23 protein-coding genes are annotated in these 25,179 nt (G+C 72.9%); 8 read left to right on the top strand and 15 right to left on the bottom strand.

Annotation, left to right across the window (positions count from 1 at the left end; translation table 11 throughout):
• Positions 1 to 92: 92 nt before the first annotated feature.
• Together rpmI and infC are read right to left on the bottom strand one after the other, a co-directional pair.
• Positions 93 to 287 (bottom strand): 50S ribosomal protein L35, encoded by a 195-nt coding sequence (rpmI, locus tag AB0898_RS05150; protein WP_018549118.1) that lies wholly within the window; start codon positions 285 to 287, stop codon positions 93 to 95.
• 109 nt (positions 288 to 396) lie between these two features.
• Complete coding sequence (gene infC / locus AB0898_RS05145) at positions 397 to 1,098, bottom strand: translation initiation factor IF-3 (RefSeq protein WP_366801450.1); 702 nt, start codon at positions 1,096 to 1,098, stop codon at positions 397 to 399.
• A gap of 403 nt (positions 1,099 to 1,501) precedes the next feature.
• Here infC and AB0898_RS05140 point away from each other — a divergent pair, with 403 nt between their 5' ends.
• On the top strand, positions 1,502 to 1,858 hold the full coding sequence (locus AB0898_RS05140) for a DUF1844 domain-containing protein (RefSeq protein WP_366801449.1): 357 nt from the start codon (positions 1,502 to 1,504) through the stop codon (positions 1,856 to 1,858).
• Positions 1,859 to 1,861: 3 nt separating this feature from the next.
• Here the strand turns inward: AB0898_RS05140 and AB0898_RS05135 are convergent, their stop codons facing one another.
• On the bottom strand, positions 1,862 to 2,641 hold the full coding sequence (locus tag AB0898_RS05135) for an SseB family protein (RefSeq protein WP_366801448.1): 780 nt from the start codon (positions 2,639 to 2,641) through the stop codon (positions 1,862 to 1,864).
• A gap of 158 nt (positions 2,642 to 2,799) precedes the next feature.
• Between AB0898_RS05135 and AB0898_RS05130 the strand changes: the two genes are divergently transcribed.
• A complete protein-coding gene (locus tag AB0898_RS05130; RefSeq protein ID WP_366801447.1) occupies positions 2,800 to 3,759 on the top strand; it encodes a serine hydrolase in 960 nt (319 codons plus the stop codon).
• Here the strand turns inward: AB0898_RS05130 and AB0898_RS05125 are convergent.
• From AB0898_RS05125 to AB0898_RS05115, 3 genes are all read right to left on the bottom strand, one after another.
• Positions 3,743 to 4,597 carry an alpha/beta fold hydrolase gene (locus tag AB0898_RS05125; RefSeq protein ID WP_366801446.1) on the bottom strand — a complete coding sequence of 285 codons (855 nt, stop codon included), beginning with the start codon at positions 4,595 to 4,597 and terminating at the stop codon, positions 3,743 to 3,745. The two genes, AB0898_RS05130 and AB0898_RS05125, sit on opposite strands and share 17 nt — an antisense overlap.
• 101 nt (positions 4,598 to 4,698) lie before the next feature.
• Positions 4,699 to 5,961, bottom strand: a complete 1,263-nt coding sequence (gene mycP / locus AB0898_RS05120) for a type VII secretion-associated serine protease mycosin (protein ID WP_366801445.1) — start codon at positions 5,959 to 5,961, stop codon at positions 4,699 to 4,701.
• Positions 5,958 to 7,463, bottom strand: coding sequence for a hypothetical protein (locus AB0898_RS05115; RefSeq protein ID WP_366801444.1), 1,506 nt, complete (start codon positions 7,461 to 7,463; stop codon positions 5,958 to 5,960). Before AB0898_RS05115 ends, mycP begins: the two co-directional genes overlap by 4 nt.
• Positions 7,464 to 7,736: 273 nt before the next feature.
• Between AB0898_RS05115 and AB0898_RS05110 the strand changes: the two genes are divergently transcribed.
• Positions 7,737 to 8,939 (top strand): amino acid deaminase/aldolase, encoded by a 1,203-nt coding sequence (locus AB0898_RS05110; RefSeq protein ID WP_366801443.1) that lies wholly within the window; start codon positions 7,737 to 7,739, stop codon positions 8,937 to 8,939.
• Positions 8,940 to 8,967: 28 nt separating this feature from the next.
• Here AB0898_RS05110 and AB0898_RS05105 read toward each other — a convergent pair whose 3' ends face one another.
• From AB0898_RS05105 to AB0898_RS05090, 4 genes are read right to left on the bottom strand one after another with little or no spacing between them, the layout of a single operon-like run.
• Complete coding sequence (locus AB0898_RS05105; RefSeq protein ID WP_366801441.1) at positions 8,968 to 10,209, bottom strand: haloacid dehalogenase-like hydrolase; 1,242 nt, start codon at positions 10,207 to 10,209, stop codon at positions 8,968 to 8,970.
• A gap of 25 nt (positions 10,210 to 10,234) precedes the next feature.
• The gene (locus tag AB0898_RS05100) at positions 10,235 to 11,017 is read right to left on the bottom strand and encodes a 3-oxoacyl-ACP reductase (RefSeq protein ID WP_366801440.1); all 783 of its coding nucleotides are present in this window, start codon (positions 11,015 to 11,017) and stop codon (positions 10,235 to 10,237) included.
• Positions 11,014 to 12,387 carry an aldehyde dehydrogenase family protein gene (locus AB0898_RS05095; RefSeq protein WP_366801439.1) on the bottom strand — a complete coding sequence of 458 codons (1,374 nt, stop codon included), beginning with the start codon at positions 12,385 to 12,387 and terminating at the stop codon, positions 11,014 to 11,016. The genes AB0898_RS05100 and AB0898_RS05095 overlap by 4 nt, the downstream gene beginning before the upstream one ends.
• Positions 12,388 to 12,435: 48 nt before the next feature.
• On the bottom strand, positions 12,436 to 13,797 hold the full coding sequence (locus AB0898_RS05090) for a glutamine synthetase family protein (RefSeq protein WP_366801438.1): 1,362 nt from the start codon (positions 13,795 to 13,797) through the stop codon (positions 12,436 to 12,438).
• 95 nt (positions 13,798 to 13,892) lie between these two features.
• Here AB0898_RS05090 and AB0898_RS05085 point away from each other — a divergent pair, with 95 nt between their 5' ends.
• The gene (locus AB0898_RS05085) at positions 13,893 to 14,690 is read left to right on the top strand and encodes an FCD domain-containing protein (RefSeq protein WP_366801437.1); all 798 of its coding nucleotides are present in this window, start codon (positions 13,893 to 13,895) and stop codon (positions 14,688 to 14,690) included.
• A 124-nt stretch (positions 14,691 to 14,814) separates the two neighbouring features.
• Complete coding sequence (locus AB0898_RS05080; RefSeq protein ID WP_366801436.1) at positions 14,815 to 15,522, top strand: gamma-glutamyl-gamma-aminobutyrate hydrolase family protein; 708 nt, start codon at positions 14,815 to 14,817, stop codon at positions 15,520 to 15,522.
• A gap of 12 nt (positions 15,523 to 15,534) precedes the next feature.
• Here the strand turns inward: AB0898_RS05080 and AB0898_RS05075 are convergent, their stop codons facing one another.
• A complete protein-coding gene (locus AB0898_RS05075; RefSeq protein ID WP_366801435.1) occupies positions 15,535 to 16,440 on the bottom strand; it encodes a LysR substrate-binding domain-containing protein in 906 nt (301 codons plus the stop codon).
• Positions 16,441 to 16,510: 70 nt separating this feature from the next.
• On the opposite strand from AB0898_RS05075, the gene AB0898_RS05070 reads away from it, so the two are divergent.
• Entirely contained in the window at positions 16,511 to 17,668 is a 1,158-nt protein-coding gene (locus tag AB0898_RS05070) for a C4-dicarboxylate ABC transporter (RefSeq protein WP_366801434.1), read from the top strand.
• Here the strand turns inward: AB0898_RS05070 and AB0898_RS05065 are convergent.
• The 4 genes from AB0898_RS05065 to AB0898_RS05050 all read right to left on the bottom strand — a co-directional run bounded on the left by AB0898_RS05065 (position 17,580) and on the right by AB0898_RS05050 (position 23,071).
• A complete protein-coding gene (locus tag AB0898_RS05065; protein WP_366801433.1) occupies positions 17,580 to 18,299 on the bottom strand; it encodes a helical backbone metal receptor in 720 nt (239 codons plus the stop codon). The two genes, AB0898_RS05070 and AB0898_RS05065, sit on opposite strands and share 89 nt — an antisense overlap.
• Positions 18,299 to 18,871: an XRE family transcriptional regulator gene (locus AB0898_RS05060; RefSeq protein ID WP_366801432.1), complete on the bottom strand. Its 573-nt coding sequence runs from the start codon at positions 18,869 to 18,871 to the stop codon at positions 18,299 to 18,301. The genes AB0898_RS05065 and AB0898_RS05060 overlap by 1 nt, the downstream gene beginning before the upstream one ends.
• 503 nt (positions 18,872 to 19,374) lie before the next feature.
• Complete coding sequence (locus AB0898_RS05055) at positions 19,375 to 21,990, bottom strand: ABC transporter permease/substrate binding protein (RefSeq protein ID WP_366801431.1); 2,616 nt, start codon at positions 21,988 to 21,990, stop codon at positions 19,375 to 19,377.
• Entirely contained in the window at positions 21,983 to 23,071 is a 1,089-nt protein-coding gene (locus tag AB0898_RS05050) for a betaine/proline/choline family ABC transporter ATP-binding protein (protein ID WP_366801430.1), read from the bottom strand. The genes AB0898_RS05055 and AB0898_RS05050 overlap by 8 nt, the downstream gene beginning before the upstream one ends.
• 176 nt (positions 23,072 to 23,247) lie before the next feature.
• On the opposite strand from AB0898_RS05050, the gene AB0898_RS05045 reads away from it, so the two are divergent.
• Positions 23,248 to 24,168, top strand: a complete 921-nt coding sequence (locus AB0898_RS05045) for a 5'-3' exonuclease (RefSeq protein WP_366801429.1) — start codon at positions 23,248 to 23,250, stop codon at positions 24,166 to 24,168.
• A gap of 134 nt (positions 24,169 to 24,302) precedes the next feature.
• Positions 24,303 to 25,151: a siderophore-interacting protein gene (locus tag AB0898_RS05040; protein ID WP_366801428.1), complete on the top strand. Its 849-nt coding sequence runs from the start codon at positions 24,303 to 24,305 to the stop codon at positions 25,149 to 25,151.
• The last annotated feature ends 28 nt before the right edge of the window (positions 25,152 to 25,179 follow it).

The raw sequence follows: 25,179 nt of genomic DNA, 5'->3' as shown, positions 1-25,179 counted from the left end.
GTAGCGGGGCCGTGGAGTGGACTCAGACTCGCACGACCCGGAAACGATTGGGTCCCGGTGAAGACGTACGGCGCTTGGTCAGCGCCGAGGCGTCACTTGCCGAGAAGCTTCTTGATCTTCGCGGCGTCGCCCGGGGCCATCTCGGCGGTGCCGGTCAGACGGCGCGTCACGCGGGACGACTTGTGCTCGAGCAGGTGGCGCTTGCCGGCGCGCTCACGGAGCACCTTGCCGGAGCCGGTGACCTTGAAGCGCTTGCTGGCACCGCTGTGCGACTTGTTCTTCGGCATAGCGCCGTTATCTCCTCGTCGGTGGCGCTCCGGTGCCCGGTCGTGAAACCGGGCACGGTGGAGCGTCGCTCTTGTGTGGGGTTGTTCCCCGGGGCTCGCGCCCCCGGGATCACGCCTCGGCGGGGGCCTCGGCGGCGTCCTCGGCAGGAGCCTCGACGCTCTCGGCGTCCTCGACGCTGTCGGCGTCCGCGGCGTTCTGCGACTTGCCGGGGTTGGCCTTCGCGTCCGCCTTGCGGGCTTCCTGAGCCTGGCGGGCCTCGGCCATCGCCTCGGTCTTCTTCTTGTGCGGACCGAGGACCATGATCATGTTTCGGCCGTCCTGCTTCGGGTTCGACTCGACGAACCCGAGGTCCTGGACGTCCTCCGCGAGGCGCTGCAGCAGTCGGTAGCCCAGCTCGGGGCGGGACTGCTCACGGCCACGGAACATGATCGTGATCTTGACCTTGTCGCCCTGCTTGAGGAACCGGACGACGTGACCCTTCTTGGTGTCGTAGTCGTGCGGGTCGATCTTCGGCCGGAGCTTCATCTCCTTGATGACCGTGTGCGCCTGGTTCTTGCGCGCCTCACGGGCCTTCATGGCCGACTCGTACTTGAACTTCCCGTAGTCCATGAGCTTGCACACGGGCGGACGGGCGTTCGCCGCGACCTCGACCAGGTCCAGGTCGTACTCCTGCGCAAGCTCCAGTGCCTTGGCCAGCGGGACAATGCCCACCTGCTCGCCACTGGGACCGACAAGTCGCACCTCGGGAACGCGAATCCGGTCGTTGATGCGGGGCTCGGCGCTGATGGATCCTCCTCGGTAGCACCACACGGCGGTCTGGCGGACAGCCGCGTAACGTCTGTGTTCGTAAGACCTAACCGCGCCGAAGCACAAAAAATGCCCCGGACGATCACAGGCGGGTTCCTCGAACTACCGGAACACCGCCGCGATGGTCGCGGGGCGCGCTTCGGACGGACGCCGTCGGCAGAGCCGCGGTCCGTCTGACCGGTGACCCGCCGCCCCAGGGGCGGTCAGGTGGGAGTTCGAAGCCTCCACTTGTGGGCCGGATCGCTCGCCGCAGGGCGTGCTTGTCCGGCCGGTCGGATACCAGGTTAGCAGGCTTGCTTTGCCGGCACTAATCCTGGCTTTGCCGACACTGACCGGGGAACGCCCGGCCGGCCGTAATCGTGCCCGGCCCGAAGCCCGCGCGACCCCGCCGCCTATCGTGTGGGGTATGAGTGAGACCCCTCCTGAGAACACCGACTTCGACGCGATGACGCGCGACATCGCCGAGGTCCCCGCCGTCGAGGTGATTGTCACGGTCGCCGTCAACCTGATGAGCGCCGCCGCCGTGAAGCTCGGGCTGAGCGAGGAGGGCGAGCAGTACAAGGACCTGGACGAGGCCCGCAAGCTGATCACCGCGCTCGCCGGTCTGCTCGACGCCAGCACCACCGAGGTCAGCTCCTTCCACGCGGCCCCGCTGCGCGACGGCCTGAAGTCGCTCCAGCTGGCGTTCCGCGAGGCGTCCCTGGTCCCGGACGACCCGGGCCAGGGTCCCGGCGAGAAGTACACCGGTCCGGTGTACGGCTAGCCGTCAGTCGCGTACATACAAGGGCTCGCCCGGAGGCGTCGTCCCGGCCGGCAGCAGTGCCAGGTCGAGGCCGCGCACCAGGCGGGCCCTCAGTGTGTCGTCACCGGCGAGCCGCTCGGCGACCGCGCGGGCGGCCTCGGCGGGAGCGGCGGCGGGGTCGAGCACGAGGGCCAGGGTGCCGTCGGCCTGCCCGGGACCGAGGTGGGCGCGCAGCACGGCGGGCTCGGCGGCCACGGCGGCGCGTACCGCGTCCCGTACGGCCGGGTCGGCGAGCGGATCGACGCTGGTACGGCCCTCCGCCAGCGCGAGCAGCGCGGGTCCGGTCAGCTCGAAGGGCACAGGGCCGGCCAGGTCCAGCACGACCGTGTCGGCTTTCTCGTGCGCGGCGGCCTGGAGCGCCTGGTGCAGCGGTACGGCGACGGGCCGGGCGGCGGCGTCCCAGCGGGCGAGCGAGTCCGTGGAGGTGAAGGCGGGCAGCGCGGTGCGGCCCTGCGCCTTCAGCGTGGGCACGGCCATGTCGCTGGTCTTCTCCCGGCGCAGCCCGCCGCCCCGGCGCTCACCACCGCCCTTCCGAGGAGCTTCGTGCCCCTCCTCACTGTCCTCCTCGACCTCGCCCAGCACGGCGACGACGGGCACGAGCAGCCGGGCGCCCTTCAGGGCCTCCAGTACGGGTCCGACGGCGGTTCGGTCCTCGGCCCAGGCCGCGAGCGCGGCGGTCAGCCGGGGGTCGGCGGAGCCGTCGTCGTCGGAGAAACCGGGGTCGGGAATGTTCTTGTTCGCCACGGTGCCCGAGCCTAGCGGGGGCGGGGCCGGGGGAAGTCGGTGGGTTTGCGCCGCGCGGTAACCCGTTCGTCACCGGGCTCACAGGAAGCCGGGATTCGCTGACCTGGCTCTCACGTCCGCCTAACGGAACGCACAGTCCGCGCCCCCAGCATCGCGGCATGGAGTCCTCCCGGGGCGGCACGGGCCGCCGTCGCCGCCGTGCCCGCCGCCGTCCGCTGCTGTACGCCGCGCTGGTGGCCGTCGTGATCGGCGGGGTGACGGCGGGCGGCACGGTCTATGTGAAGGCGCGGGCGCACGACGGCGGGCGGGCCGTATCGTCGTCGGCGTCGCCGTCGGCCTCGTCCCCGGCGGTCGAGGAGGAGGCTTCGGTGGAACCCGTGACGCAGCCCGCCGTGGACCGTACGGCGCTGCTCGCCCAGGCGATGAAGGCGGTGGACGTGCCCTCGGGCGCGGCCGTGTCGGCGGCGGTGCTCGACCTGGACTCGGGGCAGAGCGCGGTGTACGGCGAGGCGGACTTCGCCACCGCCAGCATCGTCAAGGTGGACATCCTCGCCGCGCTGCTGCTCCGGGCGCAGGACGAGGACCGGCGTCTGACGGCGGCGGAGAAGGCGTACGCCGTGCAGATGATCGAGGCCAGCGACAACGCCTCCGCGAGCGCGCTGTGGCACGTCATCGGCGGGGCGGACGGGCTCGACACGGCCAACAAGCGCTTCGGGATGGCGGAGACCTCGGCCGGCGCGGACGGGCTGTGGGGGTTGACCCGCACGACGGCGGCGGACCAACTCACCCTCCTTCAGCAGGTGTTCGGCACCGACTCGCTGCTGAGCGCCGCCTCTCGGGCGTACCTCCGCGAGCTGATGGAGTCCGTGCACGCCGATCAGCGCTGGGGCGTCTCGGCGGCCGCCTCCGGCGGTACCACGGCCCTGAAGAACGGCTGGCTGCCCCGCAGCACGACGGGCCTGTGGGTGGTGAACAGCATCGGCCGGATACGGGCGTCCGACGGCACCTTCTGCCTGGTCGCGGTGCTGTCCAGTGGGACGGCCAGCCAGGCGAAGGGGATCTCGCTGGTGGAGTCGGCGGCGGGGGCGGCGGTGTCGGCGTTCACCACGGACACGTAGCGGCCTGGGTGTTCCGCTGGAGGAAGTCGGCGAGCAGGGACGTGAGTTCGGCGGGGGCGTCCTCCTGGACGAGGTGTCCGGCCCCGGCGATGGGTTCGAGCCGCGCGCCCGGGACGCGGGCGACGAGTTCCCGTCCCTTCGCCACGGGGATCCAGGTGTCGTCCTCGCCCCAGCACACCAGCGTCGGGATGCCGATCTCCCCGTACCGGTCCTGGATCTCGTCGGTGTGGCGCTGGTCGGCCTGGGCGATCTGGCGGTAGAAGGCGGCCTGGCCTGGGTCGCCGAGCCAGGGTTCGACGAGCCGTTCGAGGACGGCGGGGTGCAGGCCCGGGCTGCTGGCCGAGCTCACGTACTCACGGACCAGCGCCCGGTGCAGGGCGGGCGGCAACTGCTCGAAGACCTCGGGGTGCCCGCCCACGAGCCGGAAGAACGGGGACCCCCAGGGGGCCAGCGCGACCGGGTCGACCAGGGCGAGCGCGCGGTAGCGGGCGCCGTGCAGCAGATGCGCCCGCAGGGAGACGGCGCCCCCGAAGTCGTGGGCGACCACTAGGGGCTCAGCGAGGCCCCAGTGCGCCAGCAGCTCGGTGAAGACTTTGCCCTGGGCGGCCAGGGAGACGTCCTGCCCGGGGGCCTTCTCCGACGTCCCGTAACCGGGCATGTCCCACACGAACACCTCGTGGCGGCGGGCGAGCGCGCGGGCGACACCGCGCCAGACGTACGACGAGAAGGGGGTGCCGTGCAGGAGCACGACCGGGTTCCGGCCGGGGTCTCCGAGGCGCCCCCAGCGGACATCGCCCGACGTGCTGGGGAACGTCTCGGGAAGCTGCCATTCGGTCACGGGGCCGTCCTCTCCGTGGTCTCCGTCGTCGCCGGCGGTCCGGCACCGGCAGCGACTCCTACCCCGGAGACGCCCGGAAGCACGTGGGACATGGAAACCCCCTAGGGGATCAGGCTCCCGGTGTTGTTCTCGCGGCGGGTGCGCCACAGCACCGCCGCCGCCACCAGGAGGACCCCGCCCGTGCCGCCCGCGAGCGGGGCCGCCCAGTCGGTCGCGCTGGTCGCGGACTTGGGGGTGTCGGGGCCGGCGCCGAAGTACTTGCCGCCGTACGCCGTCGAGTTGAGGCCCTGGGCCTTGAGGCCGGTCGCGGACTTGAGGGCGGCGGCCGGGTCGATCATGCCGAAGCCGCGTGAGTCGTCGCGGCCGCCGGCCGGGGCGTTGCGGGCGGTGTCCTCCAGGAGGTTCTTGACCTGGGCGGGGGTGAGGTCGGGGTGGGCCGCCTTGATCAGGGCCGCCGCGCCGGAGACGAAGGCGGAGGCGGCCGAGGTGCCCCAGCCCTCGTAGTAACGGTGATCGGGGTCGGCGATCACGACGTCCACACCGGGCGCGCTGACCGTGGCGTACCAGCGGCGGGTCGAGAAGGAGGCGCGGGTGCCGTAGCGGTCCACGGCGGTGGCGACGACGACGCCGGGGTAGGCGGCCGGGTAGGAGACGTGGTCGCCCTTCTCGCCGCCGTTGCCCGCGGAGGCGACGACGACCACGTTCTTACCGAGGGCGTACTGCACGGCCTCGTCCTCGGTGGGCTCGGGGTGCGCGGAGTCGGAGTCGTCGCCGAGGGAGAGGTTGATGACGTCGGCGCCGTGGTCGGCGGCCCAGCGGATGCCCTCGGCCAGCGCGTTGGCGCGGGTGGTGCGGGCCTTGGCGCGGGCGGGGTCGCCGTCCTCCAGGATGACCCGTACGGGGAGGATCTTGGCCTTGGGCGCGACGCCCATGACCCCGGCCGCGTTCCCGGGTCCGTGGCCGTGCCCGGCGATGATGCCCGCCATCGCGGTGCCGTGCCGGGCCCAGGCGCGGTCACCGGGTCCGGCGCCGAAGCCGATCATGTCCTTGCCGGTCAGCACGTTCCCGGCGAGGTCCGGGTGGTCGTCCTCCACCCCGGTGTCCAGGACGGCGACGGTGACGCCCTGCCCCTGGGTCGTACGCCACGCCTCGTCCAGGTGCATCGCGTCCAGGCCCCACTGCTGGGCCCGGATGCCGTCCGCGTGGGCGGCGGTCGCCGGGAGCAGGACGAGGGAGGCGGCGGCGAGCAGGCTCAGCGCGGGACGGGTGACGGCACGGGCGGCGCGCAGGGTTCGGGCGGCGCGCGGGGAGCGGCCCGGGTGCGCGGGGCTGACGGTTTCGGCGGTGCGGGTGGGGCGCCTCATGCGGGTTTCTCCGTGGCCGGTCCGACTTTCTGCCGCAGCCGCCGCTCGACGCGGTCGGCCAGGCCCTGTGCCTCGTTGCCGAGGCCCGCCTGGGCCGGTGCGGTGGTGGCACCGGCGCGTACGGCGTCCGCCGCGGGCTGGGGCGCGTCGACGGTGCGGCCGTCGGCCCAGCCGGAGACGGCGAAGGCGATGGCCGGGGCGTCGGTGAGCACGTCGATGGTCCAGCTGGCGCGCTGCGGATCGCCGAACTCCGCCGCCGCGGTGCCCTTGGCGGCGTACGGGCGGGGCAGCAGGTCGGTGCGCCGGTCCAGGTGCTCGCCGCGGAAGCGGTTGGCGAGCGAGGTCATGGCGGCGGGGTCGGCCTTGGTGAAGAGGAGGCCGACGGTGGTGACGTAGCTCTGGGTGGCGTCGGTGTAGGTGGCGCGCAGCAGTCTGCGGCAGCCGACGGGGGCGAGGGCCTTGCGCAGCAGCGGGTCGAAGGCGTCGGCGCAGCCGCTGTCGGGGGCGACGGCGACGCGGGTCCAGGTGCGGTCGGCGCCGCCGGGTCCGGCGCCCTTGCCGTCGAGGGTGGGCGGGAAGAGCGTGTCCACGGGCACACTGTGCCAGAGGCCGCCGGCGGCTTCATAGGCGCTCGCGGGCGCGGGCACGCTCTCCTCCCCGGTGAGCCAACTACCCACGGCCGCACCGCCGATGAGCCCGAGCCCGAGGACGACGCAGACGGCGGCGCCTACGACACGGCCCCGCATCCAGGACATCGCCCCGGAGGTCTTCGTCCCGTCGAACGGCTCCGGCTCCCCGAACGTCCCGAGCGACCACGTGGGCGCTCCGGCGGTCCAGGAGTAGGCGGGGTCGGGCGAGGGGGCGGGGGCGGTGGGGCTCCACGCGGTACGGGAGTCGGGGGCGGTGAAGGCGGGGGGCGCGGGGGCAGCAGGGGCCGTGGGGGCTGCCTGCGCCCTAGCGGCTGCGGCAACTCCGTTACCAAAGACGGGAGTTGACACCTCGCGCACCTTGGGGGCGGGCGGCACGGGACGCAGCCGGGTCGTGGTCTCCTCGGGCGTCTCGGCGGGAGCGACGGGCTGCCGGACGGGAGGCGGCGACGCGGCGGGACGCGGCGAGGCAACGGGGGGCGGCGAGGCGGGGGCCGTGGGTGCGGCAGAGGCCGTCGGCGTGGCAGGGGCCGTCGGCGCGGCAGCCCGCGCGGCGGGGCGCGCCTGGCCACCGGCCCGCTCGGCCGGGCGCGAGGGCGCCCTCTCCCCCACCCGGTTCGCGCCGGGCGGCGCATCGGGGAAGCGGGCCGAGGCCGGCGGCGGAGGCGGGCTCGCCGGCGCGTCCGGGGCGGGCACGGTGGCCGTCGGCTTCCTCTCCGCGCGCGGGCGCGGGGTGAACACGGAGCGCTCGGCCTCGGCGCGCTCCCGCACCACACCGCTCTCGGTCGTACCCGTGGACGCACTGCCGGAGTCGTCGGCCTCGGAGGACGGGGCGCGACGCGCTTCCGTGCTCATGCACCCCCCGTTTCCTGTTGCCCGGGCCGACTGCTCGTGCGCGGGCCGTTCTGAATGGTCGGCCGGCCCGGCGGGCGAGTTCCGTCCGGGCACGCATACCCGTACGGCCGGACGGGCATCCCTGTTCAGCCGAGGCGACCGGGGGCGTTCCGCCGTACGTGCCCGTCACTCTACGGGCTGCCCCGGCTTCGGACGGAACCAGTCGGCGCCCCGGAGGCATCTGCCCGGAACGTCCCCCTACCCTGTGGTAATCGCGTCTGGCAGGCTGCCGTCATGACTGCGCGTGCCGCCGACCGGGCCCGGTACGACCGGGCCACCGCCGCTCTCGACGCCCCCTTCGCCCTCGTGGATCTGGACGCCTTCGACGCCAACGCGGAGGACCTGCTGCGCCGGGCTCAGGGGAAACCCGTACGGGTCGCCAGCAAGTCGGTCCGCTGCCGGGCGCTCCTTGAGCGGGTGCTCGCGCGGGACGGCTTCCAGGGGATCATGTCGTTCACGCTGGCGGAGTCGCTGTGGCTCGCGCGCTCCGGGTTCGACGACGTGCTGCTGGCCTATCCGTCCGCCGACCGCGCGGGGTACGCGGAGCTGGCGTCCGACCCGAAGGCGGCCGCCGCCGTCACGGTGATGGTGGACGACGTGGCACAGCTGGACCTCATCGACGCGGCCCGCGAGGGCGGTCGCGAAGTCATACGTGTCTGCCTGGAGTTGGACACCTCGCTGCAGCTGCTGGGCGGCCGCGTGCGCGTCGGCGCCCGCCGCTCCCCGCTGCACTCCCCCGCCCAACTGGCCGAGCTGGCACGGTCGGTGGCGCGGCGGCCGGGGTTCCGGCTGGTGGGGATCATGGCGTACGAGGGTCATGTCGCCGGGGTCGGGGACGCGTTGGCCGGGCGGCCGCTGCGTTCGCGGGCGATCCGGCTGATGCAGGCGGCGGCGCGCCGCGAGCTGGCCGAGCGGCGCGGGGCTGCGGTGCGTGCCGTGCGGGCGGTGGCGCCGGAGCTGGAGTTCGTCAACGGCGGCGGCACGGGCAGTGTGCAGTACACGGCCGCCGAGGACGCGGTCACCGAGATCGCGGCCGGTTCGGGGCTGTACGTGCCCCGCCTCTTCGACAACTACACGTCTTTCAGGGGCCGTCCGGCCGCCCTGTTCGCGCTGCCCGTCGTACGGCGGCCGGGCGTCGGGGTCGTCACGGTGCTGGGCGGCGGCTATCCGGCGTCCGGCGCGGCGGGCCGGGACCGGCTACCGGAGCCGTATCTGCCGGAGGGGCTGCGCTACGACCCGCAGGAGGGCGCCGGCGAGGTGCAGACCCCGCTGCTCGGCTCGCCCGCCGACGATCTGCTGATCGGCGACAAGGTGTGGTTCCGGCACGCGAAGGCGGGCGAGCTGTGCGAACGGTTCGACGTACTGCACCTGTTGGAGGGGGACACGGTCACGGCGACCGTGCCCACCTACCGGGGCGAGGGGCACACCTTCCTCTGACGCTCCCTCAATAGGCCTTGTTCATACGTCAGTAGACGGTGTCCGCCTGGTCCGGCACCACCGAGCCGTCCGGCCGCAGCACCGGAGTGCGGCTGCCGTCAGGGGCGTTGTAGGCGGTGGTGGAGCAGGGGTACGGGTCGGTCTTGCGGGGCAGCGGGTCGATGAACATGGGGTTGACGACCCAGCGGCCGTCGGCGTTGTCGTAGGCCCGGCACATCACCTCGGCCTTGTTGCGGTTGAGCACGAGGTGGGCGCCGGTGGCGTCGCCGACGAAGGTGACGTCGGTGTCGGCGTCGCCGCCGCCGATCGCGATGCGCTTCGCCGCGGGCTGCTTCTTCCAGGCGTCGGGGCCGTGGATGCCGTAGATGTCCTGGTTGATCCAGCAGCGCTTGCCGTCGATGTACGGGATCGCGGTGCCCTTGCCGGCCGGGACGCCGCCGCAGCCCTCGTTGGCGTAGGTGATGCGGCCGTGGCGGTCGAGGACCGAGCGGATGGCGATGGTGTGCGCGGCGTCGATACCGATGGGGCGTGACCAGACCTCGGTGACGGGTTCGGAGCCGGCCGAGACGATGTAGACGCGGAATCCGGCCCGTTGGAGGGTGCGGACGAGGTCGCGCTGCTGGTCGTAGTAGCGGACGTAGGCGGGGACGGTGTGGGTGCCGAGCGTGCGGGTGGCGCCGATGGGGGCGGCGAGGGCCTCGCGGCGGGCGGCGCTCGCGTAGGAGGTGAGCCGGCCGACGGTGCGGCCCGCGAAGAGCTGGGGCACCCAGGCGTACTGCGGGACGGTGTGCCGGTGGTTCCAGGTGCCCGCGAAGGCGGGGGCACCGCTCATCGTCTTGGCGTTCTCGCGGATTTCCAGGATCTCGTCGGTGCAGCGGGGAAGCTTCGAGGTCCGCAGGGGGACGCCCGCGCCGGTGCCGCAGGCCGCCGTGAGCGCGCGGTCGGCGGCGTCGGTCATCCAGGCGCTGGTGTCCTTCCAGCGGGCCGGGCGGAGCAGGACGTCGTGACGCAGCGCCCAGGAGATGGTCGCGTCGGTGACGTCGTTCTTGGTGACGGTGTTGTCCCAGTCGAACGCGGCGACCGCGCCCCGGTGTCCGGAGCAGGTGCCGTACGTGTCGATGACGTGTTGCAGTCGAGCGCGGTTGTCGCCGTACCAACTGGTGCTCAGTCTCGGGCAGTTGGAGTCGGCTGCCGCGGCGGTGGGGGCGAGGGGCGGGGCGGCCGCCAGGGCGGCGGCCGCGGCCAGGGTCCAGGCGAGAAGCTGTCGCATAGGACGGGGACCGTACACCCTTGTGCTACAGCGGTGTTACGTACGCGCCGGAGATTCCTCCGTCCACCAGGAAGTCGCTCGCGTTGACGAAGGAGGAGTCGTCGCTGGCCAGGAAGGCCACGGCGGCGGCGATCTCCTCGGCCTCCGCGAACCGGCCGAGCGGAATGTGGACGAGCCGGCGGGCGGCCCGCTCGGGGTCCTTGGCGAACAGCTCCCGCAGCAGCGGGGTGTTGACCGGTCCGGGGCACAGCGCGTTGACCCGGATGCCCTCGCGGGCGAACTGCACGCCGAGTTCACGGGACATGGCGAGCACGCCGCCCTTGGAGGCGGTGTACGAGATCTGGGAGGTGGCCGCGCCCATCCGGGCCACGAAGGAGGCCGTGTTGATGATGGAGCCCTTGCCCTGGCGGCGCATGTAGGGGATGGCGGCCTTGCAACACAGGTACACGGAGGTGAGGTTGACCTCCTGGACCCGCTTCCACGCCTCAAGTCCCGTGTCGAGGATGGAGTCGTCGTCGGGCGGCGAGATGCCCGCGTTGTTGAAGGCGATGTCGACGCTGCCGTAGGTGTCGAAGGCGGCCTGGAAGAGCGCCTCGACCTGCTCGGGGTCGGTGACGTCGGTCTTGACGAAGAGTCCGCGGGTCTCCTCGGCGGCGGCCTTTCCGGCGGCCTCGTCGATGTCGGCGCAGACGACGTGCGCGCCCTCGGAGGCCAGCCGGCGGGCGGTGGCGAGGCCGATGCCGCTGCCGGCTCCGGTGACGACGGCGGTACGGCCGACCAGGCGGCGGCAGACGGGGTTCTCGGTCACTGTGCGGGGCCCTCCGTACTGATGAAGACGTTCTTGGTCTCGGTGAAGGCGGTCAGGGCGTCGGGGCCGAGTTCCCGGCCGAGCCCGGACTGCTTGAAGCCGCCGAACGGGGTCCAATAGCGGACACTGGAGTGGGAGTTGACGGACAGGTTGCCCGCGCGGACGGCCTGCGTCACCCGCAGGGCGCGGCCGAGGTCGCGGGTCCAGACGGACCCGGAGAGCCCGTAGGGGGTGTCGTTGGCGAGCCGGACCGCGTCCCGCTCGTCGGTGAAGGGCAGCAGGACGGCGACGGGCCCGAAGATCTCCTCGCGGGCGGCCGGACCGTCCGGCGGTACGTCGGTGAGGACGGTCGGCGGAAACCAGAACCCGGGCCCGTCCGGCGCGGTGCCGCGCAGCGCGGGGGCGTCGTCGGGGACGTAGGAGCGGACGCGGTCCAGCTGGGCGCGGGAGATGAGCGGGCCCATCTGCGTCTTCTCGTCGGCGGGGTCGCCCACGACCACGGCGGCGAGCGCGTCGGCGAGGAAGGCGCGGGCCTCGTCGTAGATCTCCTCCTGCACGAGGATGCGCGTGCGGGCGCAGCAGTCCTGGCCGGAGTTGTCGAGGAAGGAGAAGGGGTCGAGGGCGGTCTTGAGGTCGGCGTCGGCGAAGACGACGTTGGGGCTCTTGCCGCCCAGCTCCAGGGTGACCGGCTTGACCTGCCGGGCACAGCGTTCCATGACCTCGCGGCCGGTGCGGGTGGACCCGGTGAACACGATCTTGGCGACACCGGGGTGCTCAACGAGAGCCCGTCCGGCGGTCCCGCCGTACCCCGGCAGCACCTGGAAGAGATGCTCGGGCAGGCCCGCCTCCAGGGCGAGTTCGGCCAGGCGGAGCGCGGTGAGCGGGGTGGTCTCGGCGGGCTTGAGGACGACCGCGTTGCCTGCCGCGAGGGCCGGGAAGGAGCCCCAGGCCGCGATGGGCATGGGGAAGTTCCAGGGGGCGATGACGCCGACCACGCCGAGGGGCTCGTGGAAGGTGATGTCCCAGCCGCCGGGTACCGGGATCTGCTTGCCGAGGAGCCGTTCGATGCCGCCGGCCGCGTAGAGGAGGAGGTCACGGGCGTTGCCGGCCTCCCAGCGGGCGTTGCCGATCGTATGACCGGCCTCGCGGACCTCAAGGCGGGCCAGCTCCTCGGTGTGCGCGTCGACGGCGTCGGCGAACCGGCGCAGCAGCCGGGCGCGGTCGGCGGGGGCGAGGGCGGCCCAGCTCTCCTGGGCGCGGGCGGCGCGGGCTACGGCGGCGGCCACGTCGTCCTCGCTCGCGGCGGGGACGGTGGTGAGGAGTTCCTCCGTGGCGGGGTTGACCACCTGGAGTTCGTGCGGGTCCGTCAAGGGGTGACCTTTCGCGGGTCCGGTTCACGGGGGTCGGGGATGTGCGGTTCAGAGCCGTTCGAACGATCGCCGCAGCTCCCAGTCCGTCACCGCCGCGTCGAAGGCGGCCAGTTCGACGCGTGCCATGTTCAGGTAGTGCGCGACGACCTCCTCCCCGAACGCCTCCTTGGCGAGCGGACTCGCGGCCCATACGTCGGCGGCCTCGCGCAGGGTCGCGGGTACGTGGTCGTACTCGGCGGCGTAGGCGTTCCCCGCGCAGGGCTCGGGCAGTTCGAGGCCCTGCTCGATGCCGTAGAGCCCGGCCGCGACGAGCCCGGCGACCGCGAGGTAGGGGTTCACGTCGCCGCCCGGGAGGCGGTTCTCGAAGCGGAGCGAGCGTCCGTGGCCGACGACGCGCAGCGCGCAGGTGCGGTTGTCGTGGCCCCAGGCGACGGCGGTGGGCGCGAAGGAGCCCGGCTGGAAACGCTTGTAGGAGTTGATGTTGGGCGCGTAGAGCAGGGAGAAGTCCCGCAGCGTGGCGAGCTGTCCGGCGAGGAAGTGCCGCATCACGTCGGACATGCCGCCGTCGGACCCGGCCATCGCGTTGCCGCCGGAGGCGTCCGCCAGCGAGAGGTGGATGTGACAGGAGTTGCCCTCGCGCTCGTTGAACTTCGCCATGAAGGTCAACGAGACGCCCTCCTGCGCGGCGATCTCCTTCGCGCCGGTCTTGTACAGCGCGTGCTGGTCGCAGGTGACCAGCGCCTCGTCGTAGCGGAAGGCGATCTCGTGCTGGCCGGGGTTGCACTCGCCCTTGGCGGACTCGACGGTGAGCCCGGCGCCCGCCATGTCGTTGCGCAGCCGGCGCAGCAGGGGCTCGACGCGGCCGGTGCCCAGGATGGAGTAGTCGACGTTGTACTGGTTGACCGGGGTCAGGCCCCGGTAGTCGGCGTCCCAGGCCTGCTCGTAGCTGTCCTTGAAGACGATGAACTCCAGCTCGGTGCCGACCTGGGCGGTGTAGCCGAGCGCGGCGAGCCGGTCGAGCTGGCGGCGCAGGATCTGGCGCGGGGCGGCGGTGACCGGGGAGCCGTCCTCCCAGGCGAGGTCGGCGAGAAGGAACGCGGTGCCGGGGTGCCAGGGCAGCCGGCGCAGGGTGGCGGGGTCGGGGCGCATGGCGAAGTCGCCGTAGCCCCGGTCCCAGGAGGACATCGCGTAGCCGTCGACGGTGTTCATCTCGGTGTCGACGGCGAGGAGGTAGTTGCAGCCCTCGGTGCCGTGGCCGAGTACCTCGTCGAGGAAGAAGCGCGCGGCGAACCGCTTGCCCTGGAGCCGCCCTTGCATGTCGGGGAAGGCGAGGACGACGGTGTCGATCTCGCCGCCGGCGACGAGCGCCCGCAGTTCCTCGACGGTCAGCGGGGGTGTGCGGTCTGCCACCAGAAAGCCTCCTTAGGCTCCTTCGCGCGGTGTGGCCGGGCAGGTGGCCATAAGGTATTGCCGGAGACCATTGCTTGGGAAGGGGGCGCGGCCGGATGCCGCGGGAGACCGACATACGGGAGACCCACGTACGGGAAGCGGGCGCACGGGAAACCGGCGTACGGGAAGCCGGCGCGCGCGAGCCCGCCGACCGCCTCGGCGCGGTGCTGCGCCCCGTCCGCGCGGGCAACGGCTTCGAGGAGGCCCTGGAGCAGATCCTCCAGGTGGTCCGCCTCGGACTGGTGCCCGGCGGTGAACGGCTGCCCGCTGAGCGGGAGTTAGCCGAACGTCTCGGGATCAGCCGGGTGACCCTGCGCGAGGTCCTGAAGGTGCTGCACGACCAGGGCCTGGTCGAATCGCGGCGCGGCCGCTACGGCGGCACGTTCGTACGGCCCCGCGCGGACGCGGGCGGCGAGGACGAGCTGCGGCGCCGGATCGCCGAGGTGGACATCGAGGACGTCCTGCGCTTCCGTGAGGTGCTGGAGACCGGCGCGGCCGGGCTGTGCGCGGCACACGGGCTCACCGAGGAGGGCGCGGCCCGGCTGCGCCACGCCCTGGAGCGCACCCACGACGCGCCCCTCGCCGACTACCGCCGCCTGGACACCCTGCTGCATCTGACCCTGGCCGAGCTGTGCGGCTCGCCCTCGCTGGCCGCGCAGTACGCGGCGGTGCGCGCGGGCGTGAACGAACTCCTGGACTGCATCCCCCTGTTGGTCCGCAACCTTGAGCACTCCCAGCGCCAGCACGCCGCCCTGGTCGAGGCGGTGCTCGCCGGGGACGCGGAGGCCGCGCGGGAGATCGCGCGCGAGCACTGCGCGGGCACGGCGGCCCTGCTGCGGGGCTTCCTGGCGTGAGCCGCCCTCCGCACCCGAGCCGCCTTCTGGACGCGAGCTGCCCGCTGTACGTGAGCCGCCTTCGGCACGCGAGCCGCCTTCTGCAAAGGTAGGAGGGGATACCTTTGCACGACGGGAGCGCAGTGTGACTGTACGACGGGTGACCGGACAGCCGCCCTTGATCGGCGTGAGCACCTATCTGGAGGGCGCCGCCCGCTGGGGCGTGTGGGAGCTGCCCGCGGCCCTGCTGCCCGCCGCCTACCCCCGCCTCGTCCAGCGCGCCGGAGGCATCGCGGCCATGCTCCCGCCGGACACCCCCGACCGCGCCGCCGCCACCGTGGCCCGCCTCGACGGGCTGGTGATCGCGGGCGGCCCCGACGTGGACCCGGCCCGCTACGGCGCGGAGCGCTCCCCCCGCACCGGCCCGCCCGCCCCCGAGCGGGACGCCTGGGAACTGGCCCTGATCGAGGCGGCGTTGGCGGCACGCGTACCGCTCCTCGGCATCTGCCGGGGCATGCAGCTCCTGAACGTCGCCCTGGGCGGCACCCTCGTGCAGCACCTGGACGGCCACGTGGTGGAGACCGGCGTCTTCGGCACGCACCCGGTGACCCCGGTGCCGGGCACGCTGTACGCCAAGATCGCCCCGGAGGAGACGGCACACGTGCCGACGTACCACCACCAGTGCGTGGACCGCCTGGGCCGGGGCCTGGTCCCCGCCGCCCACGCGGCCGACGGCACGGTGGAGGCCGTCGAACTCCCGTCGGCCGAGGGGTGGGTGCTCGCCGTGCAGTGGCACCCCGAGATGGGCGAGGACGTGCGGGTCGTGCGGGAACTGGTGGAGGCGGCCTCCTGAGCCCGGTGCGGCTCAACTCCGCGTGAGCGCCAGCAGTTCACGCGCCGGACCCGTCGGCCGGTGCCCGGTCGGCCACACCGCCCGCAGCTCGCGGCGCAGGGCGAGGCCCGCCACCGGAATCCCCACCAGCCGCCGGGTCGCCAGCTCCTCCCCCACGGCCAGCTCGCTGAGCACGGAGGGCCCCGCCCCGCCGACGGCCGCCGCCTTCACCGCCGTGGTGGAGGACAGCTCGATCAGCGGGCGGGCGAGGCCGCCGAGGGCCGCGTGCAGGACCTGCCGGGTGCCGGAGCCGCGCTCGCGCAGGATGAGCGGGGTGGCGGCCAGTTCCCCGGGGTCGAGCGGGCGGCTCCGGCGGGCCCACGGGTGGGTCGGCGCGGTGACGACGACCAGACGGTCCCGGGCGACGACCGCCGAGTCCAGCGCCGGCGGCACGGTCAGCCCCTCCACGAAACCGAGGTCCGCCTCGCCCGCGAGGAGCAGTTCCGCGACCCGCGCCGAGTTGCCCGCGAGCAGCGACACCGCCGTACCCGGGCGTCCGGCGTGCAGGGCGAGCAGCCAGCCGGGCAGCAGATACTCCGCGATGGTCATGCTGGCCGCCACCCGCAGCCGCGAGTCCCGCCGGTCGCGCAGCGCCCGCGCCCCCGCGTCGAACGCCTCGGCCGCCTCCACCACCCGCCGCGCCCAGTCGGTGACCAGCGCGCCCGCGTCGGTCAGGCGCGAGCCGCGCGGCGAGCGGTCCACCAGGGCCACCCCGAGCTGCCGTTCCATGGACCGCAGCCGGCTGCTGGCGGCGGGCTGGGTGATGCCCAGCTCCCGCGCCGCCGCGCCGAGACTCCCGAGCCGCGCGACGGCGAGCAGCAGCTCCAGCGCGCCCAGGTCGGGCACCCGGTGCGCCAGCGGAACCTCGCGCTCACTCATAAACCCAGCTTATGTGCCGATAGAGACAAGGTCCCTGGTCGGGCCGGTTCCGGGCGGGAAAGCTGGCCCCATGGTCACCCCCGCCCTCTGTCCGCCGGCCCCACGCGCGACCCGCGTACGGCACCTCGGCCCCCACTGGTACTCCGCCGTCATGGGCACCGCCGCCCTCGCCGGAGCGGGCGCCGCACTGCCCGCGCACGTCCGCCCTCCGCAGGCCGTCCTCGCCACCGCGTGGACGCTGTCCCTCGCGCTCCTGGCCGCCCTCCTCGCCGCCCGCGCCCTGCACTGGACCCACCACCGCGACCAGGCCCGCGCCCACCTCCTCGACCCCGCGACGGCCCCGTTCCACGGCTGTCTGTCGATGGCGCTCCTCGCGGTCGGCGGGGGCGCCCTCACGGCGGGCCGGTACCTGCTCGGCCCGGGTACGGCGGTCGCGCTCGACGCCGTGCTCTTCACGGCGGGTACGGCGGTCGGGCTCGCGGCGGCGGTCGCGGTGCCGTATCTGATGGTCGTACGGCACCGGATCGAGCCCGGTCAGGCCACCCCGGTCTGGCTGCTGCCGCTGGTCGCCCCGATGGTGTCGGCCGCGCTGGGCCCGGCCCTCGTACCGTGGCTGCCGCCGGGCCAGCCGCGCGCAACCCTGCTGCTCGGCTGCTTCGCGCTGTTCGGGCTCAGCCTGCTCGCCACCCTGCTGATGCTGCCGCTGATCCTCGGACGCCTCCTCCTCATGGGCCCGCTGCCGCTCGCACTCACCCCGACCCTGTTCCTGGTGCTCGGCCCGCTGGGGCAGTCCACCACCGCGACCGGCGCCGTCGCGGACCTGGCGCCCGGGGTCGTTCCGGAGCCGTACGCGCACGGGCTCGCGGTGTTCGCGGTGCTCTACGGCGTGCCGGTCATGGGCTTCGCGCTGCTGTGGCTGGCGTTCGCCGCCGCGCAGGTGGTCCGGGCGCGGCGGCTCGGGATGGGGTTCTCGCTGACGTGGTGGGCGTTCACCTTCCCAGTGGGCACGTGTGTCACGGGTGCGGCCTCGCTCGCCCGGCACACGGGGCTGACGGTGTACGCGGTCCTGGCGGGCGCGCTGTACGTCCTGCTGCTGGCCGGCTGGGCCGCCGCCGCGTCCGGCACCCTGCGCGCTCTGCTCAGTGGACGGCTGCCCGCAGCGCCCGCGCCAGTGCGCCCGGAGCCTCGGCCAGTGAGGGTCCGTACCAGGTCAGATGCCGTCCGCTGACCAGGGCGCAGGGCAGTCCGGGGAAGGACTCGGGGCCGTCGTCGGGGGTGAAGCGGTAGGGCTCGTCGGGGAGGACGACGAGGTCGGGCGCGGTCGCGCACAGCTCGGGCAGCGGGATACGCGGATAGCGCTCGGGGTGGCCGGCGTAGGCGTTGCGGACGCCGAGGCGGGCCAGGACGTCACCGGCGAAGGTGTCGCGGCCGAGGACCATCCAGGGGCGGCGCCAGATCGGTACGACGGCGGTGGCGGGCGTCTCCGGCGCGGGAAGCCCGGTCCAGGCGGCCTCGGCCTCGTCCAGCCAGCGGGGGCGGCTGCGGGCGCCGCAGGCGGTGAGCACGCGGTCCAGTTCGCGGAGCGCCTGCGGGAGGGTGCGCACCTCGGTGACCAGCACCTCCAGGCCCGCCGCGCGCAGGGCGGCCAGGTCGGCGGCGCGGTTCTCCTCCTCGTTGGCGATCACCAGGTCGGGGGCGAGGGCGGTGATCCGCGCGACGTCCGGGTTCTTGGTGCCGCCGATGCGGGTGACGGCCAGGTCCGCCGGGTGGGTGCACCAGTCGGTGGCGCCGACGAGCACGCCCGGCAGCGTCGTGGCCACCGCCTCCGTGAGGGACGGGACCAGGGAGACCACCCGCACTAGCGGGACCGGTCCTTGACCGCCTCGATGTGCTCGGCGACGGCCACCACGATCACCCGGGTGTCCGGCACGGTGGCCCGCCAGCGGTGCCGTACCCCGCCGGTCAGGTAGAGGGTGTCGCCCTTGCCGAGGCGGTAGGCGCGGCCCTCGGCCTCGATCTCCACGGCGCCGTCGGCGACGTACATCAGCTCGTCGTTGCGGTGCCGGAACTCGCGGCCCGCGTCGTGGTCGCCGATGAATTCGGAGGCGTGCAGCTGATGGTGTCCGCGCACCAGCGGGCGGGTGCGCGGCGCGAAGTCGCCGTCCTCGACGTGCTCGGCGCGTACGACGTCGACGCTGCACGCGGGGTCGGCGGCGGCGAGGAGTTCCACGGCGGTGGTGCGCAGCGCGTCGGCCAGCTTCTCCAGGGAGGTGCGGCTCGGGCGGGCCCGGTCGTTCTCCACCTGGCTGAGGAAGGGCACCGACAGGCCGCTGCGCTCCGACACGACCGCGAGGGTGAGTTCGAGCGCGCGACGACGCCGCCGGACGGCCGCGCCGACCCGCACGGGCTGTCGCTCTTTGTGGTCGCCCATCGCTGCGGCTCCCTCCTTCAGGCGTCGCGCGGCTGCCCGGGTACCCATTCGGAGGCACCCCTGTCCAAAAACGTTGTCCGCAAGGTTGTCTGCACCCTACGCATGTTCGGCAAACCGTTTCGCGCGTCTGTCGCATCGATGTCATACCGGTCACGGCCAACACAACGGTTCACGCCACCGGGTCCGGTCTCGCGGGCGTGGGGCCCGTGACCACGGGTCCGTTGTCCGGTGACCGGTGTCCGGCCGGTCCTTCCACCGGGCCCGCCGGACAGCCCCGGCCTACCGTTCAATGCCTTCGCGGCCCGTGGTGTTCCCTGGTACACGCCGTCCGCCCGGCACCTGGGACGGTGCCGGGCGGACGGGTGGTGTGCGGTGCCCTGGGCTCCGCGTCGCGCTGTGTGGTTGGCCGGATTCCTACCGTGCACGGGCTCGGGAGGGGGCGCGCGCTCAGCGCGGTGCGCGGGCCCCGCTCACTGCGGGGCCCATGTCACCTCGGGCCCCGGTCACTGCGGGGTCATGCGGCGTACGACCTCCGGGTGGTCCTTCACCCAGGCGGCCACGGCCTGCTCGGTCTTGCCCTGGCCCGCCTTGGTGATCCGCGCCTCCAGGCTGCCCAGCTCGCCCTCGCTCATCTTGAAGCCCTTGATCCACTTGGTGAGCTGCGGGTACCGCTCCGGGAACTTCTCGCTGGAGATCGTACGGATGGTGTTGCCCACGCCGAACGCCTTCTTCGGGTCGGCCAGCTTGGTCAGGTCGTACTCGCTGTACGCCCAGTGCGGCGACCACAGCACCACGGCCACGGGCTCCTTCTTGGCGTAGGACCGCTTCAGCTCGGCCAGCATCGCCGGGGTGGAGCCGTCGACGACCTTGTACTCCTTGTCCAGGCCGTAGCCGGGCAGCACCTTGGTCTTGAGCAGGTTCATCTCACCGGTGCCGGGCTCGATGCCGATGATCTTCCCGTGGAACTGGGAGGACTTGCCCTTGAGGTCGGCCAGGGACTTCACGCCCTTGACGTAGGAGGGCACGGCCACTTCCAGGGAGGTGGGCTTGTACCAGGTGCCGAGGTCCTTGAGCCGGTCCTTGCTCTTGTCCCAGAAGTTCTTCTGGGCGTACGGCAGCCAGGCGTCGAAGTTGACGTCGAGGTCGCCGGAGGCGAGGCCGGTGTAGACCGGGCCGACGTCCATCTGCTTCAGGTTCAGCTGATAGCCGCGCCGCTCCAGGGCGTTCTTCCACAGGTAGGTGACGGCGACGTCCTCGTCCCAGGGGAACCAGGCGACGTTGACCGGGCGCTTGGCCTCGGCGGGCGTGGCGCCGCCGGCGTCCTTCACCGGGGCGAGCTTGTCGACGACGCCGGGGTTCTTCTTGAGCCAGGCGCGGACGGCGTCCTGCTGCTTGCCCTTGCCGGCCTTGTTGATCTCGGCTTCCAGGCCGGTGAGCTGCTTCTCGCTCATGGTGAAGTTCTTCAGCCACTCGCCGACGACGGGGTTGTCTGCCGCGAAGCCCTTGCGGCTGAGGGTGTGCACGCCGTCGCCCTTGCCCCAGGCGCCCTTGGGGTCCTTGAGCTTCTTCAGGTCGTAGTCGCTGTAGGCCCAGTGCGGCGACCAGAGCGTGACGACGATCGGCTGCTTCTTGGCGTAGGCCCGCTTCAGCTCGGCGAGCATCGCCGGGGTGGAGCTGTCGACGACCTTGTACTTCTTGTCGAGGCCGTAGGCGGGCAGGATCTTGGACTTGAGCAGGGCCATCTCGCCGGCGCTGGACTCGATGCCGGTGATCTTCCCGCCGAACTGCGACGCCCGGCCCTTGAGGTCGGCGAGGGAGTCGACGCCTTTCAGGTAGGAGGGCACCGCGAGCTCCAGGGAGGTCTGGTCGTACCAGGAGCCGAGGTCGTCGAGCTGCTTGCCGTACTTCTTCCAGTACTGCGCGTGGGTGGTGGGCAGCCAGGAGTCGGTCTCGAAGTCGACGTCGCCCTGGGCGAGCGAGGTGTAGAGCGGTCCGGCGTCGAACTGCTTGGCGTCCACCTCGTAGCCGCGCCGCTCCAGGATCTCCTTCCAGAGGAAGGTGGAGGCGACGCCCTCGTCCCAGGGGATGTAGCCGATGCTGATCTTCTTGCCCTGGCCGACGTTCCCGGCGTCCGCAGTGGTGGTGGAGCCGCCGCTGCCGCCGAAGATCCCCATGCCGCCCGCGACCAGCGCGAGGACGACGATGCCGATCACGGCGACGGCCGGACGCGGCCGGTAGGAGCCGATGCGCACCCCGCGCGCGGCGCGCAGCTTGGCGGCGGCGCGGCGGCCCATCGGGGAGACCTGGGTGCCAAGGGCGCTGGTCATCCGGTCGAGGTAGATCGCGAGGATGACGATGGCGATGCCCGCCTCGGAGCCGAGGCCGACGTCGAGCTGGCCGATGGCCTCGTTGACGTCGCCGCCGAGGCCGCCGGTGCCGACCATGCCGGCGATCGCGGCCATGGACAGGCCGAGCATGATGACCTGGTTGACGCCGGCCATCACGGTCGGCAGGGCCAGCGGGAGCTGGACGCGCAGCAGGGTGTCGCGGGGCGTGGTGCCGAACGCGTCGGCCGCCTCGACCAGTTCCTTGTCGACCTGGCGGATGCCCAGCTCGGTCATGCGCACGCCGGGGGCGAGCGCGAAGATCAGGGTGGCGACGATGCCGGCCGGGGCTCCGGTGCCGAAGAACAGGATGGCCGGGATGAGGTAGATCATCGCGGGCAGCGTCTGCATGAAGTCCAGCACGGGCCGGATCAGCCCGCTGACGCGGTCGGAGCGGGCCGCCCACACGCCGAGGGGTACCGAGATCACCAGGGCGATGATCGTGGCGACGAGGACCAGCGCCAGGGTGACCATCGCGTCGTCCCACAGCCCGAGGGAGTCGATGAAGGCGAATCCCGCGAAGGTGAGGACACCGGCGACGGTGCCGCGCAGCCAGAAGGCGACGATCGCGAGGATGCCGGCGAGGATCAGTGGCGGGGGCGCCTGGAGGACGGTGTCGATGCCGTCGTAGGTGCCCTGGAAGACGGTCTTGAAGAAGTCGAACAGCCACGCCATGTGGCCGGTGAGCCAGTCGACGACGTCGTTGACCCAGCTGCCGAGCGGAATCCTAGGCATGGGCGGTCACCTTCTTCCCGCCCTGGTCGCGCCGGTTGTCGCAGGGTTCGGGGCCGCCCTCCTCCTCGCCGAGGAAGCCGACGAGCCGCTGCCGGGGCACGACCCCGACGAGCCCGCGCGAGCCGTCCACGACGGCCACGGGGTGCGAGAGGCGGGCGCTGATCGCGCACAGGTCGGTGAACGGCGTGTCCGGCGTGGCCGTCTCGCAGTCGCAGTCGGCCTCGTCGCCGCGCACGTCGGTGTCCATCACGGCCCCGGCGGTCAGCACCCGGGCCCGGTCGACGTCCTGGGTGAAGGAGGCGACGTAGTCGTCCGCGGGGCGCAGCAGGATGTCCTCGGCGGTGCCGGTCTGGACGACGCGCCCGTCCCGCATGACGGCGATGCGGTCGCCCAGGCGCATGGCCTCGTTGAGGTCGTGGGTGATGAAGACGATGGTCTTGCGCAGCGTCTTCTGCAGTTCCAGGAGCTGGTCCTGCATGTCACGGCGGATCAGCGGGTCGAGGGCGCTGAAGGATTCGTCCATGAGGAGCAGGTCGGCGTCGGTGGCCAGCGCCCGGGCGAGGCCGACGCGCTGCTGCATTCCGCCGGACAGCTCGTCGGGCCAGGAGTCCTCCCAGCCGGCCAGTCCGCACAGGGCGAGGGCCTCGTCGGCGCGGCGCTCGCGCTCGGCGCGGGGTACGCCCTGGACTTCGAGGCCGTAGGCGGCGTTGGCGCGGACGCTGCGGTGCGGGAAGAGCGCGAAGTGCTGGAACACCATGCTGATCTTGCGGGCGCGGACCTCGCGCAGCTGGGACGCGGTGAGCGCGGTGAGGTCCTGGCCGTCGAAGGAGACCTGACCCGACGTCGGCTCCAGCAGGCCGTTGAGCATCCGCAGCAGAGTGGACTTGCCGGAGCCGGACAGGCCCATGACGACGAAGATCTCTCCCGGCTCGACGGAGAAGGAGGCGTCGATGACGGCGGCGGTGACGCCCTCCGCCCTCAACTCCTCGCGGTCTGCTCCCTGTTCGAGTCGTTGTACTGCCTGGTCCGGTTCCGGTCCGAACACCTTGTACAGATGCTCGGCGGCAAGTCTGGCGGACATGCATACCTCTCGTCTCGGCGGCAAGATGGGGAGACGAGCGGTCGTTCTGTTGTTTACATGAGCAACTACTCCACTCCGTGGCGGCGCCTGCCCGGACGCTTACGCGACAAACACAAGAGTGATCCAGGTCACATGACGGGCGTCGCGTTGTCGGTGCCGTACGGCATGATGCGAGCGTGACCGGACGACTCATGCTCCTCGACACCGCCTCGCTCTACTTCCGCGCCTACTTCGGCGTGCCGGACTCGGTCCGGGCACCGGACGGCACGCCGGTGAACGCCGTGCGCGGACTGCTCGACTTCATCGACCGGCTGGTGAAGGACCACCGCCCGGACCGGCTCGTCGCCTGCATGGACGCCGACTGGCGCCCGGCCTGGCGGGTGGAGCTGATCCCCTCCTACAAGGCGCACCGGGTCGCCGAGGAGCAGCCGTCCGGCCCGGACACCGAGGAGGTGCCGGACACCCTGACGCCCCAGGTCCCGGTCATCGAGGAGGTCCTTGACGCACTCGGCATCGCACGCGTCGGCGTCCCCGGCTACGAGGCCGACGACGTGATCGGCACCTTCACCGCGCACGCGGACGGCCCGGTCGACATCGTCACCGGCGACCGTGACCTCTACCAACTGGTGGACGACGCGCGGGAGATCCGCGTGCTGTACCCGATCAAGGGCGTCGGCACCCTCCAGCTCACCGACGAGGCGGTGCTGCGCGAGAAGTACGGCGTCGACGGGCGCGGTTACGCCGATCTGGCGCTGCTGCGCGGCGACCCGAGCGACGGTCTGCCGGGCGTGCCCGGGGTCGGCGAGAAGACGGCGGCCAAGCTGCTCGCGGAGTACGGCGACCTGGCCGGGATCGTCGCGGCGGCCGAGGACCCCGCCTCGCGGCTCACCCCGGCCCAGCGCAGACGGCTGACCGAGGCGCGCGGCTATCTGGAGGTGGCGCCGAAGGTGGTCCGGGTGGCCGGTGACGTCCCGCTGCCCGCCGTGGACACCGCGCTGCCGCGCACCCCGCGCGACCCGGCGGCACTGGAGGCGCTGGCGGCCCGCTGGGGTCTGGGAGGTTCCCTGCAGCGGCTGCTGGGCACACTCGGCGAGTGACGGCGCACGGCGCGGGGCGAGCGGCGGGAGCCGGGGATTCCCCGGACGAATCCGGCCGGCCTCGCGCCCGGAGCGTGTCCCTTGAATCGGGATGCTAAGTTAGGTAAACCTAACCAAGGCAGCAGGAGGCCGTCATGGCAGAGCGTCCGGGGCGAAAGCCGCGCAAGCTCCATACCGCCCAGGTGGTGCGCACCGAGCGGCTGAGCCCGCACGTACAGCGCGTCGTGGTCGGCGGCGACGGCCTCGCCGACTTCTCGGCCGACACCTGCACCGATCACTACGTGAAGCTGCTGTTCGCCCCCGACCCCGGGATCGGCTACCCCGAGCCCTTCGACCTGGACCGCATCCGCGCCGAACTCCCGCGCGAGCGCTGGCCGGTGACGCGTACGTACACCGTCCGCGACTGGGACGCCGAACAGCGCCTGCTCACGCTGGACTTCGTCATCCACGGCGACGAGGGCCTGGCCGGTCCGTGGGCCATCCGGGTGCGCCCCGGCGACACCCTGCGCTTCATGGGCCCCGGCGGCGCCTACGCCCCCGACCCCAGCGCCGACTGGCATCTGCTCGCCGGCGACGAGAGCGCGCTGCCCGCGATCGCCCGCTCCCTGGAGGCCCTGGCGCCGGGCACGCGCGCGCACGCCTTCGTGGAGGTGTCCGGGCCCGAGGAGGAGCAGAAGATCGACTCCGACGTGGAGGTCGTCTGGCTGCACCGGGGCGAGCGGCCCGTGGGCGAGGCCCTGGTGGAGGCCGTCACGGGGCTGGAGTTCCCCGAGGGCCGGCCGCACGTCTTCGTGCACGGCGAGGCGTCCTTCGTGAAGGAGCTGCGCCGGGTGCTGCGCGTCGAGCGGCAGCTCCCGCGCGAGGACCTGTCCATCTCCGGGTACTGGCGCCTGGGCCACAACGAGGACGGCTGGCAGGCCTCCAAGCCGGAGTGGAACGCGCGCATCGAGGCCGAGCAGGAGAGCGACGGCACCCCGGCCTGACCCCTCCCCCGGCCCGCCGTCAGGGCCG

Source organism: Streptomyces sp. NPDC005435, from assembly GCF_040703155.1.
In the GTDB taxonomy this organism is placed as follows: Bacteria; Actinomycetota; Actinomycetes; order Streptomycetales; family Streptomycetaceae; genus Streptomyces.
This window is presented reverse-complemented; position numbering and strand designations above follow the sequence as displayed.

What these genes read in the sequence shown, in the direction of transcription:
- rpmI (WP_018549118.1), bottom strand. Translation starts at nt 287, where the DNA reads ATGCCGAAGAACAAGTCGCACAGCGGTGCCAGCAAGCGCTTCAAGGTC.
- AB0898_RS05140 (WP_366801449.1), top strand. Translation starts at nt 1,502, where the DNA reads ATGAGTGAGACCCCTCCTGAGAACACCGACTTCGACGCGATGACGCGC.
- AB0898_RS05130 (WP_366801447.1), top strand. Translation starts at nt 2,800, where the DNA reads ATGGAGTCCTCCCGGGGCGGCACGGGCCGCCGTCGCCGCCGTGCCCGC.
- mycP (WP_366801445.1), bottom strand. Translation starts at nt 5,961, where the DNA reads ATGAGGCGCCCCACCCGCACCGCCGAAACCGTCAGCCCCGCGCACCCG.
- AB0898_RS05115 (WP_366801444.1), bottom strand. Translation starts at nt 7,463, where the DNA reads ATGAGCACGGAAGCGCGTCGCGCCCCGTCCTCCGAGGCCGACGACTCC.
- AB0898_RS05110 (WP_366801443.1), top strand. Translation starts at nt 7,737, where the DNA reads ATGACTGCGCGTGCCGCCGACCGGGCCCGGTACGACCGGGCCACCGCC.
- AB0898_RS05105 (WP_366801441.1), bottom strand. Translation starts at nt 10,209, where the DNA reads ATGCGACAGCTTCTCGCCTGGACCCTGGCCGCGGCCGCCGCCCTGGCG.
- AB0898_RS05085 (WP_366801437.1), top strand. Translation starts at nt 13,893, where the DNA reads ATGCCGCGGGAGACCGACATACGGGAGACCCACGTACGGGAAGCGGGC.
- AB0898_RS05075 (WP_366801435.1), bottom strand. Translation starts at nt 16,440, where the DNA reads ATGAGTGAGCGCGAGGTTCCGCTGGCGCACCGGGTGCCCGACCTGGGC.
- AB0898_RS05070 (WP_366801434.1), top strand. Translation starts at nt 16,511, where the DNA reads ATGGTCACCCCCGCCCTCTGTCCGCCGGCCCCACGCGCGACCCGCGTA.
- AB0898_RS05060 (WP_366801432.1), bottom strand. Translation starts at nt 18,871, where the DNA reads ATGGGCGACCACAAAGAGCGACAGCCCGTGCGGGTCGGCGCGGCCGTC.
- AB0898_RS05055 (WP_366801431.1), bottom strand. Translation starts at nt 21,990, where the DNA reads ATGCCTAGGATTCCGCTCGGCAGCTGGGTCAACGACGTCGTCGACTGG.
- AB0898_RS05050 (WP_366801430.1), bottom strand. Translation starts at nt 23,071, where the DNA reads ATGTCCGCCAGACTTGCCGCCGAGCATCTGTACAAGGTGTTCGGACCG.
- AB0898_RS05040 (WP_366801428.1), top strand. Translation starts at nt 24,303, where the DNA reads ATGGCAGAGCGTCCGGGGCGAAAGCCGCGCAAGCTCCATACCGCCCAG.